Source organism: Sinorhizobium sp. P24N7 (genome assembly GCF_042436655.1).
GTDB classification, from domain to species: domain Bacteria; phylum Pseudomonadota; class Alphaproteobacteria; order Rhizobiales; family Rhizobiaceae; genus Sinorhizobium; species Sinorhizobium meliloti_A.
Genome location: NZ_JBHMIW010000005.1, coordinates 408,342 through 423,766, shown reverse-complemented (window position 1 = coordinate 423,766; position 15,425 = coordinate 408,342). Strand labels below are relative to the sequence as shown.

Here is a 15,425-nt window from a genome sequence, read left to right as displayed (position 1 = left end):
TCCTCGTCAACGGGTCAGTGGCCGCCAGCTTTACGGCGGCGCAACTCGCAGCCGGCCTCGTCTCCTTCCGCCACAATGGCTCGGAGACCACCGCCGCCTCCTTCCGGGTCGTCGTCGAAGACGGCAATGAGGACAACTCCGCGCCAACCCCTGCGACATTCAATTTCACCGTCAACCCCGTCAACGACGCTCCCATACGCAGCGGCGATCTGAGAGCGGCGGTCGCAGAGGGCGGAACCTATAAGCTCACGACAGCCGATCTCGGCTATTCCGATCCCGACGACACCGCGGCGGGTGTTGGCTTCAACGTCTCGAACGCCGTCAATGGCGCTGTCCTCGTCAACGGGTCAGTGGCCGCGAGCTTTACGGCGGCGCAACTCGCAGCCGGCCTCGTCTCCTTCCGCCACAACGGCTCGGAGACCACCGCCGCCTCCTTCCGGGTCGTCGTAGAAGACGGCAACGAGGACAACTCCGCGCCAACGCCTGCGACATTCAATTTCACCGTCAACCCCGTCAACGACGCTCCTAGCCTTACGCTCACACAGCACCTCACCCGCATTGCCGAAGATGCCTCGACGGGAACGGCCCAGAAGGTTGCTACTCTTGTGATCGCCGACGACACTCAGGGGACCAATCTGCTGACTTTGAGCGGCGCGGATGCGTCGCTGTTCGAAATCCGCGGCAACGTCCTCTGGTTGAAGGCAGGAGCACGGCTCGATTTCGAGACAAACCCATACCTCGACGTGACCATCGGGCTTGACGACCCGTCTGTCGGAACAGGACTAGAAGCAACCAAGACGATCAGGGTGTCCGTCACCGACGCCATTGAGCGGTATATCGGCTCGGCCGGCGCCGACCGCCTCACCGGCACCGCCGCGAACGAGACCTTTGACGTAGGAGCGGGCAACGATGTCATCAATGGCGCAGCCGGCAACGATACGATCATTGGCGGCGCAGGAGCCGATCTGCTGACGGGAGGAGCGGGGAACGATATCTTCGTTTTCAAATCTACCAACGACTCGGCGCCCGGTTTCTCCGGCTATGTGAACAATGTTGCATATGGGCCGGCCTCTGGTGCCGGACATCGCGACACCGTGACAGATTTCGCGAACGGCTTCGATCGACTCGATCTATCGGCCATCGATGCGAACACCGGTGCGGCCGGCAATCAGGCCTTCACGTGGCGAGGCACCGGCGAATTCTCCCGTCACGCGGGCGAGCTCATCTACAAGACGTTCAATCCGGCGGGCACCCTCGACGACAAGACGATCATCTATGGTGATGTCAACGGCGACGGCCGCGCTGATTTTCAGATCGAGCTTTCCGGGTTGAAGAGCCTCGCGACGGGAGATTTTCTGTTGTAACCCAGTCCGGCACGGCAAATTCCGACCTCAACCGGCGCCGGTCGCCCGAATGGCAATCGCCCTTCAGGCCGGAATCTTGGTCCTCGCGTTCAACGTTCTCACCTTGGTGAGGGTATCGAGGTTCTGATTGACGCGGCAGTAGAACTCCTCGTTGACGAAGGGACGGACGATAAAATCGTTGCCGCCGGCTTTGAGGAAACGGGCGGAAAGCAGCCGGTCCGTCGACGACGACACACCGATGATCCTTAGCTGATGCGGGCCGTGGGCGGCGCGGATTCGCCGCGTAAGTTCGAAACCGTCGATATCGGGCATATTGTAGTCGGTTATGACGAGGGCGATGTCCGGATTGCTCTTCAGGATTTCCAGCGCCGCAGAGCCGCTGTCCGCCGAGCTCGTTCTGAAATTGTAGCGCTTCAACTGCGTCGTCAACACGGCCCGCGCCGTCGCACTATCGTCGACGATCAACACGTGATGCTGCTGGTTCGTGAGGAATCGGCAGACGGATTCTGCCAGCATATCGACAGCAAAGACGCTGTCCTTGATGACATAATCGACAATGTCCTTGGCGAGGATCGCCTCGCGCGTGCTCTCCTGAAACGAGCCGGTGAAGACGATCGTCGGTACGCTCATCTCGATCAGGTAGGTGAGCGCTTCGCCGTTCTCGGCGCCTGGAAGGTTGATATTGGAAATTGCCAGAGATGGCGCGAAGGAAGCGTTTTCGACCGCGAACTGCAAGTCCTCGTAGTCGCGACAGACGATCACGTCGATATCGAAAAGCTCCTTCAGCCGCTTCGAGACCATCGAGGCAAAGAGGTTGGAGTCCTCGGCAAGCACGATACGGTGTTCGCCGAGGGATTCGCCGGAAAAGTACATTCCGGAAATGCCGAAGAATGACATTGATCGCCTATGAAAAAGAGTGTCCCCGGAAGGCACCCTAGGAGCAAAACGCTTTATCCGGTGTTAATGGGCGCACTCATCCCGATGTCCGGCGAAGGCATCCCTCAAACGAAGACGACATCATCCGCCGAAAGGTCGGCAAGTGCGACCTTGTCCAGCAACAGACCGAATGTATCGGACCCGTTGAAGGCGATGTAGAGCCCGTCTTCGGTTTCCGTCGCGGCGGCAACCAGGTCGGCGAAGCTGTCGATGCGCGTCGTGTCGGGTGCATATCCGGAAAAGCGCAGCAGGTCGCCTCCGTCCGCATCGAAATCCGTGATACGATCCACACCTGAGAACGAAAACGTATCAGACGACCAAAGGAAGGTATCTGCGCCTGCTCCGCCGGTCATGACATCGTCACCCGCGCCCCCCCAAAGCACGTCGCTTCCGGCGCCGCCGTCCAGACGGTCGCTGCCGGCGTTGCCGGCGAGCTGGTCGTTGCCTCCAAGCGTGCGGATGGTATCGTTCCCCGAGCCGCCGGACAGCTCGAACCTCTCGATCCCGGTGAAGATCAGCGACGTACCCAGCATGCCGGTCGAAGCGTCGAAATTCGTGCCCGGCAGGGGATCGACGACGCGCAACGTATCGCTGCCGGTCCCGCCATCGATAAAGCCTGATGGCGCAACCACCTGGATAAGGTCGTCGCCGGCGCCGCCGTCGATATATGTCTCTCCGTCGCCGACACTCGTTCCGCCGTCGTAGATGTCATCGTTCCCATCGCCGCCGACGAGCACGTCGTTTCCGCCGGCACTGATCAGGATGTCATCACCAGCGCCCCCATAAAGGGCATCGTCGCCGCTTCCGGAGGCGACATAGTCCCTGCCGCTGCTGCCGGCGACATAATTGTCGCCCTCGCCCATATGGGCGCTGAGCGAAGACAGATTTCCGGCAATCAGCGTATCACTGCCGCCGCCGAGATCCACGCTGGCAACCTCGATCCCGCCGATCCGCGTGCCCGTCGAGGCAAACCCCTGTCCGAAATCGACGGTGACGTCGTCGGTTCGCCCTTCATCGAAGATGGACAGTTTATCCCAGCCGCTCCCGCCGTCGATCACCGCGGAGGAAAGCGTGGTGATGATGATGTCGTTGTGGTCGCCGGCAAAGATCCGGTTCGCGCCAACAGTGTCGTTGATGATGTCGCCGCCGCTGCCTGTGTCGATCGTGTCGTCGCCGAGCATGCTGGTGCCGTCGTCGCCGTCGACGCCATATGGGCCCACGACGTCGTTCCCGGCGCCGGTCGAGATGATGTCGTCGGTGGCGGCGCCGAAGATCCGGTCGTTGCCGCTGCCGGTCGTCAGCACCAGCCGCTCGATGCGATTGAAGAAGATGTGTTCCCAGTTCGCCGTGTTGTAGCCGATGATGCCGTGACCGTGCTCGCCGCTGAACCGGACGTCGGAGCTGACGCTCGACAGGTCGACCACCAGCGTATCGACGCCGGCACCGCCTGTAACCGCGCCGCCGGTCCCGATCAGGCTGATGAGATCATCTCCCTCGCCGCCGTCGAGTCGGTCATACCCGCTCCTGCTTGTCAGACGGTCGTTTCCCGCCCCACCGTCGACGAGGTCATCGCCGCCGCCAGCTTCGATCTCATCGGCGCCGGTTAGACCCCAGATGCGATCCTTCTCCCCGGTTCCGGATAGCGTATCGTCTCCGGCTGTCCCCACGACTGTGGTCATGTCGCTCTTCCCCCATGAATTGCAAAGCATGCCACTAATATGGAATTTCAAAGTATAAATCGAGACGCAGGCGAAAATATTTTCTCGCTCAATAAATATAGATTACATTACTTCAAATATAAAATTACTTTGTACCCAAACCGAAATGCGAACTGACCGCCCGCCGATTTCCGTATAAGACGTGTTCATGAGCGAGGCCCAAACCCTTTTCGATGTGCTGCGCCATTCGGCAAGGACGGAGGTCGCCGATGCATTCGAGCGGCTCGTTCTGGATGCTCCCGATCACAAGCTTTGCCGCGTCAATGCGCTCGCCTTCGCAGCGCGCGAGGGACTGGACGAGGAAGAGACGATCGCAGGCTTTCTGCATGCCTCGCGCCTGGGAATTTTCGAGCTTTCCTGGAACGTGCTCTGTCCCGGTTGCGGCGGTGTACTCGATGCCAACACGTCCCTGAAGACGGTGCAGAGTACGGAATATACCTGCGCGCTGTGTGCCGCCGGTTACGAGCCGACGCTCGACGAGATGGTCGAAGTCACCTTCACGATCAGTCCGCGCGTGCGCCACATAGGGGCACATACGCCGCATGAATTGCCGCCGGCCGAATATTTCCGCCAGATCTATTGGGGTTCCGGCATCGACCTGCCGGAAGAGGATTACGAAGCAAAGCTCGATGAATTCCTGCTGGAGGCGCTGGAACTGCCGCCTGGCGAGAAAGCCGTGATCTCGCTGCAGCTTCCCGCGGAGTTCGTCATCGTCTTCGAGCCGGTGACGCATGCTGCGCAATTCCTGGATGTGAGCGGCGAACCGACAAGGGAAAGGAAGAATCTCGGGCTCGTCTTCGATCGCTCGCACCGCCATCACGAGACGCTGAGCTTGCCGCCCGGCCCCTTGCGCGTTTCGGTGGAGAACCACGCCGAAGTTCGTACCCTGCCCTCGATCTGCGTGGCAGGCGAAGCGCTGCATGCCCTGCTCGGCCGCCGTCGGCCGTTTCTCACCGCCAAGCGGCTGCTCTCCAACCAGACATTCCGCGACATCTACCGCACCGACACGCTCGATGTGGACCAACGGCTGAAAATCACCAGCCTTACTTTCCTCTTCACCGACCTGCGCGGCTCGACGGAACTCTACGAGCGCGTTGGCGACCTCGCGGCCTTCGACCTGGTGAAAACGCATTTCAACGTCTTGAACGAAATCGTCGCGGCCGAGACCGGCGCCGTCGTCAAGACGATCGGTGATGCGGTTATGGCAACTTTTCCAGCGCGCGACCGGGCTATCACCGCGGCAATGCGGATGCGCGAGGCAATGCGCAGACTCAACGAAGAGCGCGGCAGCGAGGACCTGCTCCTCAAGATCGGCATCCATGAGGGGCCATGCATCGCGGTCAATCTCAACGACCGGCAGGACTATTTCGGTCAGACCGTCAACATCGCCTCGCGCGTCCAGCATCTCGCCACCTCGCGTGAGATCTTCGCGACCGGCTCCGTCCTCGAGGATCCTCGAGCATCCAGTGTGCTCTCTGATCGGGGCCTAAGCCCGGTGGCGCACAACGTGGCGCTAAGAGGGATCGCCAACGAGATCAGCATTTTCGCGATCCCGTGAGCCGCTCCTGCGCTAAAGTTCTCAAAGAAATTCTTGCAGCTTGTGGCGTTTCTGTCGGTATCGGCCTTCGTCCAGCGTCCTAGCTTCGGTAACACCACGAACGAGGAGAGCCGGAATGAGAAAGATCATCGTTGGCGCATTCGTAAGCCTTGACGGAATCATGCAGGCGCCGGGCGGACCGCACGAAGACCCGGTCGGCGGCTTCGACCATGGCGGCTGGGCCGCTCCCTATTTCGACGAAACCATGGGACAAGCGGTGGACGAGATGTTTTCCAGGCCGTTCGATCTTCTGCTTGGTCGGAAGACCTACGACATCTTCGCCGCACACTGGCCCTATGCCGGCCCTGACGATCCGATCGGTCCGCTCTTTGACCGGATCACCAAATATGTCGCTACGCGCAACCCCGATCTGAGGCTCGACTGGCAAAATAGCCGTACTCTCGGGTCCGACCCGGTAGCCACGCTCAAGAAACTCAAGAGCGAGGAAGGCCCCGATCTGTTGACCCAGGGTTCGACCGATTTCCTGCAGACCCTGTTCAGCAATGATTTGATAGACGAGATGTACATCTCGTACTTTCCGGTCGTGCTCCGAAAGGGCAAGCGGCTCTTCGGTCACGACGCCATGCCGATGGCGTTGAAACTCGTCGGTTCAAAAGTCTCGGGGACGGGCGTCACCGTCAACCAATACGTCCGCAGCGGTCCTGTCGTGCCAGGTTCGTTCGAGTTCGACCAGCCGACCGAAGCGGAGCTGGAGCGGCGAAGAAAGCTGAGCTGATCTTCTGCCTATAGTGCCGTCGTTCGTCACTGATGCGGGGCTACGGCCCCGCAATTGTCGTGGAAAGACTCCAACCTCCGGCTCCCGGAGGGGCGTCACTTCACAACGACGGAGCCGTTGACGATTTCGATCGTCTCGTCGCCCTGGAGCCCCACGCGGTCGCCGCTCGGCGCAGTGACGAAGCAGCCGCCGGGGCAGATCACTTCCGTGGCACCTGCATCGATTGCAACTTCGACCCGGCTCTCCCCTTCGACGATCACCAGAACAGCGGCCTCGCCGTCCGTGTTTGTAACAGTTGCGGCATGGGCCACGCCAGCCCACAGCATTGCAGGCACCAGAACAACAGCATACGTCTTCATCACATTCGGCGCACGAGCGCCGCCCCCCGTTTCGGCCGGCCGCCTTCCCGTCGCGAGAAGAAGGCGCCGGCCACCCCTCTAGCCGCGGCCAGCCTACCGCATATTTGATTGATCGTAACCGAGCAAAGGTCAAAAACATGCGGCAGATCGAAGTGCTGCAGGCCTTTGCGTGTCTGATGAGACGCGCGGCGCGGTAGCGCAGAATTTCTCGAAGCGTAAGGCGTGCAGGAAAAAACGATGCGGCGGCTCGAGTCGCGCCGGAGGCACCGGAAGCTGCTCGACGATCGTATCTCTTTCGAAAGTGCCGATTAGTTGACCCGGCCACTTGATCCGTCGATTGTTCGCGGTCTATGCGTTTTGCGACGCCGCAGGCGTTTCGGGGACAAGAAGGGTTACCACACATGGAGATTTTCACTTCCGCCGGCCTGACGGCACTGCTGCAGGTCATTGTGATCGACCTGGTGCTTGCCGGCGACAACGCTGTCGTTATCGGCCTTGCAGCAGCCGGCTTGCCGCTGGAGCAGCGCAAGAAGGCTATCCTCGTCGGCATTCTCGCCGCCACCGTGCTTCGCATCGTGCTCGCCATCTTTACGGTCCAACTGCTTGCGATCATCGGGCTCCTGCTCGCCGGCGGGCTTCTCCTGCTTTGGGTCTGCTGGAAGATGTGGCGCGAGATTCGCACTGGCGGTCACGAAGGCGTTGACGGGCTCGAAAATGCGGACGCCTCGGCCCCAAAGAAGACTTTCAAACAAGCGGCAACACAGATCGTGATAGCGGACGTGTCCATGTCGCTCGACAACGTCCTCGCCGTCGCCGGCGCCGCCCGAGAGCATCCGACCGTGCTCGTCTTCGGTCTGGCGCTCTCGATCGCGATGATGGGCATCGCCGCCAGCTTTATTGCCCGCCTGCTCAGCCGCTATCACTGGATCGCTTACATCGGCCTGGCGATCATCTTGTACGTCGCACTCGACATGATCTATCGCGGCACAATGGAGGTGTGGCCACACGTTGTGCCGGTGGCTCAGGCGCTGGCTGGGCTGTAAAGCGCTCCGGGAAACCTGCGTAACGGTTTTCCGTGCGGAAGTGCGTCATTTCAACCTGCGGCCGGGGCTCGGTCAAATAGAGAAGAAGGAGCGGCATTTCCGCTCCCTCTTCGCTTTTCCGGCCTTCGCCAACAGCACCGGCGCGTCAGGCGTTGTTTTCAGCCAGCTTAGGCCTTCTCTTTTTCGATAACAGACGGTTCGGCGCCGGCGCTTCCGGCTTCTTCCTCAGGCGTTACATCTTCGACCCTCATCGGGAACGGCGCGCCGATCCCCTCGTCACGAAAGCGCTCGTAGATCGAGACGCGAAGGTCGTTGCGAACGCCGCCGGCCGTCAGCACGTCAGCGACATAGATCCGCAATTCGAACGTCATTCGCTCGTCTTGGAAGGCCGTGAACCCGACATTGGGAGCCGGATTCTTGAGGATCATCGGATGGGCTGCGGCGATTTCGTAGAGCAGTTCGATAACCCGGCGGGGATCGCTGGCATAGGTCACGGTCACGGCGATTTCCGACCGGCCGAGCTTGTTGCGGTGCGTCCAGTTTCCGACCGACGCGTTGATGAGCAGGGAATTCGGCATCATGATCGATTGATGCTGAAAGGTCTCGATCTCGGTCGCGCGGACGGAGATGCGCCGCACGAAGCCTTCGGTCGTACCGCTGACGATCCAGTCGCCCACCTTGAAGGGACGCTCCACCAGCAGAATCAGCCCCGAAACGAAGTTGGAGACGATGTTCTGCAGGCCGAAACCGACGCCGAGGGAGAGAGCGCCGGCGACGAGGGCGAGGCTCGAAAGATCGATGCCGGCGGCAGACAAGCCGATAAGGCCGGCAATGCCCACGCCCGTATAGCCGATACCGGTTCGTATGGAGTTGCGCACGCCGGCGTCGACACGACTGCGCGCCATGACGTTGCCGTCGATCCAGCGCTGCACCCAACGCGTGACGAGATAGCCGAGGGCAAAGAGCAGTACTCCCGCGAGAATGCCCACCAGCGAAATCGTGATCGTACCGATCCTGATTTCGGTCAGCACCTGATAGGCCCAGGACTCGATGTCCGCAGTCTTGAAGCCCCACTGCATCAATATCAGCGGGATGAAAAAGGAGAGAACGAGCACATAGATGCCGAGACCGGCAAACAGGCCGAATTGGTCGAGCGCAACCGGCTCCAGATGGAAGCGGCGCTCCAGATAACGCCCGGCTACCGTTTCGGCAAACGCGCCCTGCTTGGAGACAGACTTCCCCGTGAGGAGGCCGATATAGACCGTCACAAGGATCGCGCTCGTTACCGTGATCTGGGTAGCGATGAAACGCGCCAGGCCGACATAGCCCGACAATGCAGTCGCGATAAGCGCCGCCCCCAGCAGGAGGAAGGAGAGCGAGATTACCCGCGGCCAGGCATGTCCCGGTGCATCGTAAGGCTCATCGGCCCTCAGCACAGGCCGGATCCACGCCATCGACATCAGAATGAGACCGATGATGATGGATGCCACGAAGCTCTTGGCAATCGTCAACACCACCGGGGAACCGAGAGACTCGCTGATGCTGCCGAGCAGATAGTCGAGCCCGTTGACGAGCGCCATCGCGAAGATCGGCACCATCAGCATTTTGGCACCGCGATCCGAAACACGCACGAGTCGCCAGCTCGACCGGTGCGGCGATAGCACCGCGCCTGCCAGCCTGGCTATGAAGAACAGCACGACGCCCATGGCGAGCGTGATCGCAACGATGGGGGCGATATCCGGCCGCAAGACGTTGAAGCTACTGAGGAAGAAGTAGCTCGACATAGCGAAGGCTGCGAGCGCCAGAGTGGGGATGAGCGTCGACCAGAACGCAAGCGAAAGCTGCCGGAAATAGGTGGGCTCGTCGTCTTCCTCGTCGCGCATGAGGACCGGCGAAAAAAGCCTGTAACCGCCGACCAGGAAGAGCAGCGCGGCGCAGAGCGAAAGGAAGATCGCGCTCAGCAGCGGCACGCGCTTGTAGTTCCAGGCGAATGTCAGCCAACCGCCGATGCTGCGCGACAGTGCCATCGCTTCGTGCATCGTTGCGGTGATTGCCTCGCTCAGCATCGCCGCCGAGACATCCGTATGTCTCAGCAGAGTGTTGGAGAAGATCGCCCGGCGCGTCGCGGTGATCCGGTTGGCAAGTTTCCTCGCCTCGATCGACAGGTTCTCCGCCTTGCCCGTCAGAGCATTGACCGCCCCGCGCTCCGCCAGGAGCCGTTTTCGCTCATCGGTGATGACCGCGTCTTCGGGCGGCTGTCCCTCACCGGGAGGATCGCCGAGTTCCGTGAGCCTCGCCTTGATTTCGTCGAGCCTCGGACGAGTGGGGACGGAGGCGGCGATGATCTGCTTTGAAAGCTCGTCGACCTGCACCCTGAGTTCGGCGAGCATGGCGTCGTCGTCCTCGACGGCATTGGTACGCTCGATGAGACGCTTCAGCTCCCGGTCGGCCTGGGCAAGCTGACCCTCCGCCTGCTGCAGTACCGGCGATGCGGCATCCGGCGCCTGACCGGCCCCCCTTTGCTCCGCCCGCTGTCCCGGTTCGGCCTGCGGCGCAGGCTGGCCGGCTTGGGCAGGCTGGGCCGGTGCGGCCGGCCGGGTTTGCTCAACGCTCGGCGCGGGCTCCTGCGCAACTGCGTATCCGCCGGCAGCAAGCGTCAGCGCACCGAAAGACAGGGCAATCGAAAGCGCCCTTAGTTTATCCAGGAGATGCAATTTCCTACCCTTCGATAATCCCTGCGCCGCGCAGAACCCCTCCAGGCTTCGCGGATGACCGGTCTGCACATGCATAACGGCGAAAAGATGCAAACCCTTTGAGATCTAGGCTGATCTGAACAGTCTCGCGGTTCAATCCCCTTCGGAATGCGCGGCGTAGTCTGCCAGCAACTGTTCGTAATCCTCCAGCGGTGGCAACGCCGCATAGCTATGAACGGCGGATGTGCTCACCCACGGCAGCTTTTCACTGGTCCAGGTTTCGATGAAAGGCCTGCACCAGCTGGGATCGTCGAGCATGGTCGCGCGGAGATTGACGAACCAGTCCATGCCTTCCGGGCGCGTGAACATCCAGCTCATGCAATGAGGACAGAAATAGTGGCGCGTTGCGCCATGAAGGCCGCCGATGACAGGCTCGCCGCGTGTGACCTCGAAGCCTTCGCTCGGAATGGCGACACTCAACGAGAACGCACTCCCGGTCATTCGCTGGCAGCCGGTACAATGGCATGCCATCGTGAGAAGCGGTTGCGCGCTCACCTTGATGCGGACCTCTCCGCAACGGCATCCCCCTTGCCAGGGCAGTTCTCCGGCACTCATGGTTTCCTCCTGATCTCAGCGTTTTCCGCCATGGTTCATGTCTAGAACCCGGCGCCCGGCTGCGCGAGGTACTCTTCCTCGGCTGGTGACGAAGTGCGGGCCAAAATGCCATTGCGATGCGGGAAGCGGCCGAACCGCTCGATCACGTCCCGATGCCGGATCGCATAGTCGAGGTAGCCGGCGTCTCCTAGTTCCGTGAACAGCTTGACCGACATGGTCTGGTCGGTCAGGTTTTCGGAGTGTTCGAAGGGCATATAGAAAAACGCGCGCCATTCCGTCGGCACTGCCATGTCGGCGCTCGCGCCGATGGCGAGCTTCGCCTCGCGCAATGCCAGACAATCGGTGGCAAAGGCCAAGGGCGACCCGCGATACATGTTGCGCGGCATCTGATCGAAAAGAATGACCGCCGCCAGCCAGTTCTGCGGGGTCTCGCGCCAGACATTGTCGAGGTTTCTGGACAGGGCCAGGTGCGACGCCTGAAATCGCCGCGCGCACTGCTCATCGAGTCCGGGATCCGGCGTGAACCAGTGGTCATAGGAAAGTTCCGTGAACCAGAATTTCAGCACCTCTTCCGGCGTGCAGATCTCGATATCGCCAGTCATGACGCCCACATGCCTCCCTGCTGCCAGAGCAATTCCACAAAAGATACGCTTCCGCCGCAAGATAGGCGGCGATCAGGCCGTTTCCACCGAATGCCTGCGATTTAGCAGGCGATCCGTATTCGCGCGGTTCCATTTGTCCCCGGCATTCTAACGCAGCGGCCAGACCCACATCAGCATCGGCACCGCGACGATCACGATGACGATGGAAAGCGGCAGCCCCAGTCGCGGGTAGTCGCTGAACCGGTAACCCCCGGGTCCCATTACCAGCGTGTTGCATTGGTGGCCGATCGGCGTGAGGAAGTCAGAGCCGGCACCGATCGCTACCGCCATCAGGAACGCGTCTGGCCTGTATTCGAGCGCTGTTGCAAAACTGGCGGCAATCGGCGCCATGACGAGGACCGTGGCGGCATTGTTCAGGAAGGGTGTCACCGCCATGGCCGCAACGACCATGATGGCAAGCGCCCCCGCAGGCGGTAGATTCACCGCCATCCCGCTCAGCCAGCCCGCGATCAGGTCCGAGCCGCCCGTCGTGCGTAAAGTGTCGCTGACGGGAATCAGCGCGGCAAGCATGACCAGAATCGGTCCGTCCACGGCGCGGTAAACGTCACGCAGAGGGATGACGCGAAACACCACCATGGCAAGCGCTGCGGCAAAAAAGGCGATTTGCACAGGCACGACCCCAACCGCGGTCGCCCCCATCGCGGTCGCCAGAACAAGCAACGGGACAGTGGCACGCCGAATGGTGCCGAGCAGGATTTCCCGTTGTGCGAGCGGCAGGCAGCCGAAGTCCTGCAGGAAAGACGGCAAGTCCCTGCGGGTACCCTGCAGCACGACGATGTCGCCGGCCCGCAGCCTGATGCTGCCAAGCCTCTGTTTCAGTCGTTCGCCTTGGCGGCTGACGGCCAGCAGGTTGATGTTGTGATTGTTGAAGAGCGCCAGGCGCTGAGCCGACATGCCGATGAGCGGTGAGCCGGTGGCGATTACCGCCTCGATGGCTTCGGTCTCGGCTTTCTCCTTGTCGTTCGGCATCGGCGCACGATCGCCGGAGATCTTGAGCTTTGCCTGGGAGACGATGCGGTCGAGCGCAGCGGGACCGCCTTCGAGCAGAAGGATATCGTCCAGTTCGACGACGACATCGGGCAGCGGCGCCAGATGCGTGCCGCGACGGAAGACGGCGATCACCACGGCTCCGCCGTCGCCGATCTTGACCAGATTACTGAGCGGCTTGCCGATCACCGGCGATCCGGCGGGGACCATCGCCTCGGACGTGTAGTCGGTGATCTCGATCGCCTGATGCATGCCGACCTGCTGACTTTTCCGCTCCGGCACCAGGCGATAGCCGAACAGCAGGAACACCGCGCCGACCAGTGCCAGCGAAGCGCCGACGGGCGTGAAGTCGAACATGGTGAAACTCTCGCCCGTCAGATCCGCACGCACCCGGGACACGACCACGTTGGGCGAGGTGCCGACCTGCGTCATCAGGCCACCGATCAGCGAGCCGAAAGCCATAGGCATCAGGAAGACGGACGGTTGCACATTCGAGCGACGCGCGAACTGGAACGCTACCGGAATCATGATCGCAAGCGCGCCGATGTTCTTGATGAAGGCGGAGAGGACCGTGACCGTGACGACGAGAAGAGCGAGCTGTGCCCTTACCGATTGCAGGTCCGGAAGAAATCGCTGGATGGCGGCATCGACCACACCCGAACGCGCCACGCCCGCGCTGACGATCAGTGCGCTGCCGACGATGATGACGATGTCGTCGCTGAAGCCGTCAAAAGCGTTATCGAAAGGAACGATGCCGACGGCTACCGAAAGCATCAACGCCGAGCAGGCGACGATGTCGTAGCGAAAGCGACCCCAAATGAAGAAGATCATCATGGCGCCGAGCACGAGAAACGAAAGGGTCTGTTCGGCGGTCATGGGCAGTACCTGAGCAGCGACTCGTCGGAAACCGGGGTTCTGTTTGCAAGCCCATTTACCGACACCGAATCAAACGCGCGATACCACCCGAAGGTTCGGGCGGCATTGCGCGAGCATCGGCGGGCTTCGGCCATTACATCGTTCAAAGATTTCTGCCTATGCAATCGAAATATCGCGAAATCCCCACGAAACGCGGGTGGTTGCCGCGACACGCCGAACTTCCTGCTTTCTTTGCACGTTGTCGAATAAGGAATAAGGTGGTGCAACTCATGTGAGGCGAAGCATGTACATGAACCGTCACGCGATGCAATCCGCCGCAGCCTACTGCATCTTCCCCGAAACCGAAACGAAGGCGGAGAACCGCGCGACAATGCAAGCCGATGCAGGACATGCCCACACGTCCATCCGGAGGCGCGGTGCCCTGAGCACAGCTCTCTTCACCCTCTGCGCCGCCGTCGCGCTCAGTGCCTGTACATCGACGCAAACGGTTGGCTACGGCCCCAGACTGGAACCGATTCCCGGCAGCATCACCTATGGCGGTCAGCCGCGAACGAAGCTGACGAAGGCGCCGATCGGCAGCATGGTGCCGCACCAGTTCTTCGACACCTATGGTCACCGGGTTTACGAGACCTATGTCATTAATCCGGACCGCTCGTTGCGACTGACCAGCCGCCGCATAGATTACGACATCTTCAGCGACTGAATGCCGGCGAGAATCATGCAAGTGCCGAGGATCGTCATGAAATATGTTCTTCCTATCCTGTGCATGCTCACACTTCTGACCGGCTGCGAGGCGACCTCGATGGGCTATTCGCCCTATTTGGAGCCGATTCCCGGCAGCATCACCTATGGTGGCCAGCCGCGCACCAGGCTTACCAAGGCACCGGTCGGCAGCATTGTGCCGCATCAGTTCATCGATCGATTCGGCCGCCGGGTCTACGAAAGCTATGTCATAGAGCCGGACCGATCGTTGCGGTTGGTAAGCCGCCGCTATCGCGACCTTCCACTCTTCGACGACGACTGAATTGGGCTACGTTCCTGCGCCGGAGCACCCTGGAGCATCTTCCAGGGAAGTGACGCCGGTCGGGCCAACGGATTGCGGTAAAAAAGGAACCTATTGCAACGGCGTCTTCAGCGCCGCTGCAACGTAATTACTGCGAAAATTTCTCTACCCTGCCTTCGTGAGCATCAGCACGCGTTTTGCCACATCGGCAAAGGTCACGCCGAGCGCCGCCCCTCCGATCCCGATAACGCCGAGAGCGCCCATCCCCATCAGCTTCCATTTGCGCACGTCCTCGGTCACCGGTTTCATCGCGGCAATATCGTCCTTGACGAGCATCATCGAGCCCTCGAGGGTCCGCATGCGCTCGACCAACTCGTCCATCCGGCGCGTCATGGATACGCGGCCGGCATCCGATCTGTCCTCCGATCGGCGCAGGTCCTCCCGCAGGTTCTTCACCTCGGCGACCAAGGTGCCGAGCTGTTGGTGAACGCCGGCGTCAATCATCTCCGCCCTCCCCGTGTCTCGCACACTCCGCCCTGGTCCAGACGGACGCCGCGCAGAGGCCGACCACCGTGCGGTCGATCTTGCGCTGGTCGATCTGCGTCGCGCCGCGGGCGCCGGTAAGTTCAGTTCCCACGATGCTGCGAAGGCCGCTCACATCGGCCGGTCCCGAAGTTCCACAGCCCGCCAGAAGAAGAACAGACGTCATAGTCAAAGCGCTTCGCGTCAGCGCTCTTTGCTGCTTCATTGTTCTGCCTTTCGATTGAATTGCGGACCGCGTGCGCGGCATTCGAACGGATTTCGAGTATGGCCCAGGAAATTCCGGCCAGGATCAA

Annotated in this window: 15 protein-coding genes; 6 read left to right on the top strand and 9 right to left on the bottom strand. The window is 61.1% G+C overall.

Annotation, left to right across the window (positions count from 1 at the left end; genetic code table 11):
- Window positions 1-1,364, top strand: a 1,364-nt coding sequence (locus tag ACFHWW_RS11540; RefSeq protein ID WP_379938259.1) for a cadherin-like domain-containing protein, incomplete at its 5' end; no start/stop codon positions are given.
- A gap of 63 nt (window positions 1,365-1,427) precedes the next feature.
- On the opposite strand, the gene ACFHWW_RS11535 is transcribed toward ACFHWW_RS11540, so the two are convergent.
- Both ACFHWW_RS11535 and ACFHWW_RS11530 read right to left on the bottom strand, forming a co-directional pair.
- Entirely contained in the window at window positions 1,428-2,261 is an 834-nt protein-coding gene (locus ACFHWW_RS11535) for a response regulator (RefSeq protein WP_100673774.1), read from the bottom strand.
- Window positions 2,262-2,365: 104 nt separating this feature from the next.
- On the bottom strand, window positions 2,366-3,979 hold the full coding sequence (locus ACFHWW_RS11530) for an SMc04171 family calcium-binding repeat protein (RefSeq protein WP_379938257.1): 1,614 nt from the start codon (window positions 3,977-3,979) through the stop codon (window positions 2,366-2,368).
- A gap of 187 nt (window positions 3,980-4,166) precedes the next feature.
- On the opposite strand from ACFHWW_RS11530, the gene ACFHWW_RS11525 reads away from it, so the two are divergent.
- Complete coding sequence (locus tag ACFHWW_RS11525) at window positions 4,167-5,576, top strand: adenylate/guanylate cyclase domain-containing protein (RefSeq protein ID WP_379938255.1); 1,410 nt, start codon at window positions 4,167-4,169, stop codon at window positions 5,574-5,576.
- 115 nt (window positions 5,577-5,691) lie between these two features.
- The gene (locus ACFHWW_RS11520) at window positions 5,692-6,351 is read left to right on the top strand and encodes a dihydrofolate reductase family protein (RefSeq protein ID WP_379938253.1); all 660 of its coding nucleotides are present in this window, start codon (window positions 5,692-5,694) and stop codon (window positions 6,349-6,351) included.
- 95 nt (window positions 6,352-6,446) lie between these two features.
- Here ACFHWW_RS11520 and ACFHWW_RS11515 read toward each other — a convergent pair whose 3' ends face one another.
- Window positions 6,447-6,710 (bottom strand): hypothetical protein, encoded by a 264-nt coding sequence (locus ACFHWW_RS11515; protein WP_198516835.1) that lies wholly within the window; start codon window positions 6,708-6,710, stop codon window positions 6,447-6,449.
- A gap of 401 nt (window positions 6,711-7,111) precedes the next feature.
- Here ACFHWW_RS11515 and ACFHWW_RS11510 point away from each other — a divergent pair, with 401 nt between their 5' ends.
- Window positions 7,112-7,753 (top strand): TerC family protein, encoded by a 642-nt coding sequence (locus ACFHWW_RS11510; RefSeq protein WP_100673778.1) that lies wholly within the window; start codon window positions 7,112-7,114, stop codon window positions 7,751-7,753.
- 167 nt (window positions 7,754-7,920) lie between these two features.
- On the opposite strand, the gene ACFHWW_RS11505 is transcribed toward ACFHWW_RS11510, so the two are convergent.
- From ACFHWW_RS11505 to ACFHWW_RS11490, 4 genes are all read right to left on the bottom strand, one after another.
- Window positions 7,921-10,560 carry a mechanosensitive ion channel domain-containing protein gene (locus ACFHWW_RS11505; protein WP_379938250.1) on the bottom strand — a complete coding sequence of 880 codons (2,640 nt, stop codon included), beginning with the start codon at window positions 10,558-10,560 and terminating at the stop codon, window positions 7,921-7,923.
- A 39-nt stretch (window positions 10,561-10,599) separates the two neighbouring features.
- On the bottom strand, window positions 10,600-11,061 hold the full coding sequence (locus ACFHWW_RS11500; protein WP_275597743.1) for a GFA family protein: 462 nt from the start codon (window positions 11,059-11,061) through the stop codon (window positions 10,600-10,602).
- A gap of 41 nt (window positions 11,062-11,102) precedes the next feature.
- Complete coding sequence (locus tag ACFHWW_RS11495; RefSeq protein ID WP_100673781.1) at window positions 11,103-11,663, bottom strand: DUF924 family protein; 561 nt, start codon at window positions 11,661-11,663, stop codon at window positions 11,103-11,105.
- A 147-nt stretch (window positions 11,664-11,810) separates the two neighbouring features.
- Window positions 11,811-13,586, bottom strand: a complete 1,776-nt coding sequence (locus ACFHWW_RS11490; protein WP_379938247.1) for an SLC13 family permease — start codon at window positions 13,584-13,586, stop codon at window positions 11,811-11,813.
- A gap of 283 nt (window positions 13,587-13,869) precedes the next feature.
- Between ACFHWW_RS11490 and ACFHWW_RS11485 the strand changes: the two genes are divergently transcribed.
- Complete coding sequence (locus tag ACFHWW_RS11485) at window positions 13,870-14,289, top strand: hypothetical protein (RefSeq protein WP_379938245.1); 420 nt, start codon at window positions 13,870-13,872, stop codon at window positions 14,287-14,289.
- A 36-nt stretch (window positions 14,290-14,325) separates the two neighbouring features.
- The gene (locus ACFHWW_RS11480; protein ID WP_026168635.1) at window positions 14,326-14,610 is read left to right on the top strand and encodes a hypothetical protein; all 285 of its coding nucleotides are present in this window, start codon (window positions 14,326-14,328) and stop codon (window positions 14,608-14,610) included.
- Window positions 14,611-14,754: 144 nt separating this feature from the next.
- Here the strand turns inward: ACFHWW_RS11480 and ACFHWW_RS11475 are convergent, their stop codons facing one another.
- Window positions 14,755-15,093 (bottom strand): DUF1515 family protein, encoded by a 339-nt coding sequence (locus tag ACFHWW_RS11475; RefSeq protein WP_100673783.1) that lies wholly within the window; start codon window positions 15,091-15,093, stop codon window positions 14,755-14,757.
- Window positions 15,086-15,337: a hypothetical protein gene (locus ACFHWW_RS11470; RefSeq protein ID WP_379938243.1), complete on the bottom strand. Its 252-nt coding sequence runs from the start codon at window positions 15,335-15,337 to the stop codon at window positions 15,086-15,088. The genes ACFHWW_RS11475 and ACFHWW_RS11470 overlap by 8 nt, the downstream gene beginning before the upstream one ends.
- Window positions 15,338-15,425: the final 88 nt, after the last annotated feature.

Coding starts and splice junctions, on each gene's coding strand:
- ACFHWW_RS11525 (WP_379938255.1), top strand. CDS start 4,167: ATGAGCGAGGCCCAAACCCTTTTCGATGTGCTGCGCCATTCGGCAAGG.
- ACFHWW_RS11520 (WP_379938253.1), top strand. CDS start 5,692: ATGAGAAAGATCATCGTTGGCGCATTCGTAAGCCTTGACGGAATCATG.
- ACFHWW_RS11475 (WP_100673783.1), bottom strand. CDS start 15,093: ATGATTGACGCCGGCGTTCACCAACAGCTCGGCACCTTGGTCGCCGAG.
- ACFHWW_RS11485 (WP_379938245.1), top strand. CDS start 13,870: ATGTACATGAACCGTCACGCGATGCAATCCGCCGCAGCCTACTGCATC.
- ACFHWW_RS11490 (WP_379938247.1), bottom strand. CDS start 13,586: ATGACCGCCGAACAGACCCTTTCGTTTCTCGTGCTCGGCGCCATGATG.
- ACFHWW_RS11530 (WP_379938257.1), bottom strand. CDS start 3,979: ATGACCACAGTCGTGGGGACAGCCGGAGACGATACGCTATCCGGAACC.
- ACFHWW_RS11470 (WP_379938243.1), bottom strand. CDS start 15,337: ATGAAGCAGCAAAGAGCGCTGACGCGAAGCGCTTTGACTATGACGTCT.
- ACFHWW_RS11510 (WP_100673778.1), top strand. CDS start 7,112: ATGGAGATTTTCACTTCCGCCGGCCTGACGGCACTGCTGCAGGTCATT.
- ACFHWW_RS11500 (WP_275597743.1), bottom strand. CDS start 11,061: ATGAGTGCCGGAGAACTGCCCTGGCAAGGGGGATGCCGTTGCGGAGAG.
- ACFHWW_RS11480 (WP_026168635.1), top strand. CDS start 14,326: ATGAAATATGTTCTTCCTATCCTGTGCATGCTCACACTTCTGACCGGC.
- ACFHWW_RS11515 (WP_198516835.1), bottom strand. CDS start 6,710: ATGAAGACGTATGCTGTTGTTCTGGTGCCTGCAATGCTGTGGGCTGGC.
- ACFHWW_RS11535 (WP_100673774.1), bottom strand. CDS start 2,261: ATGTCATTCTTCGGCATTTCCGGAATGTACTTTTCCGGCGAATCCCTC.
- ACFHWW_RS11495 (WP_100673781.1), bottom strand. CDS start 11,663: ATGACTGGCGATATCGAGATCTGCACGCCGGAAGAGGTGCTGAAATTC.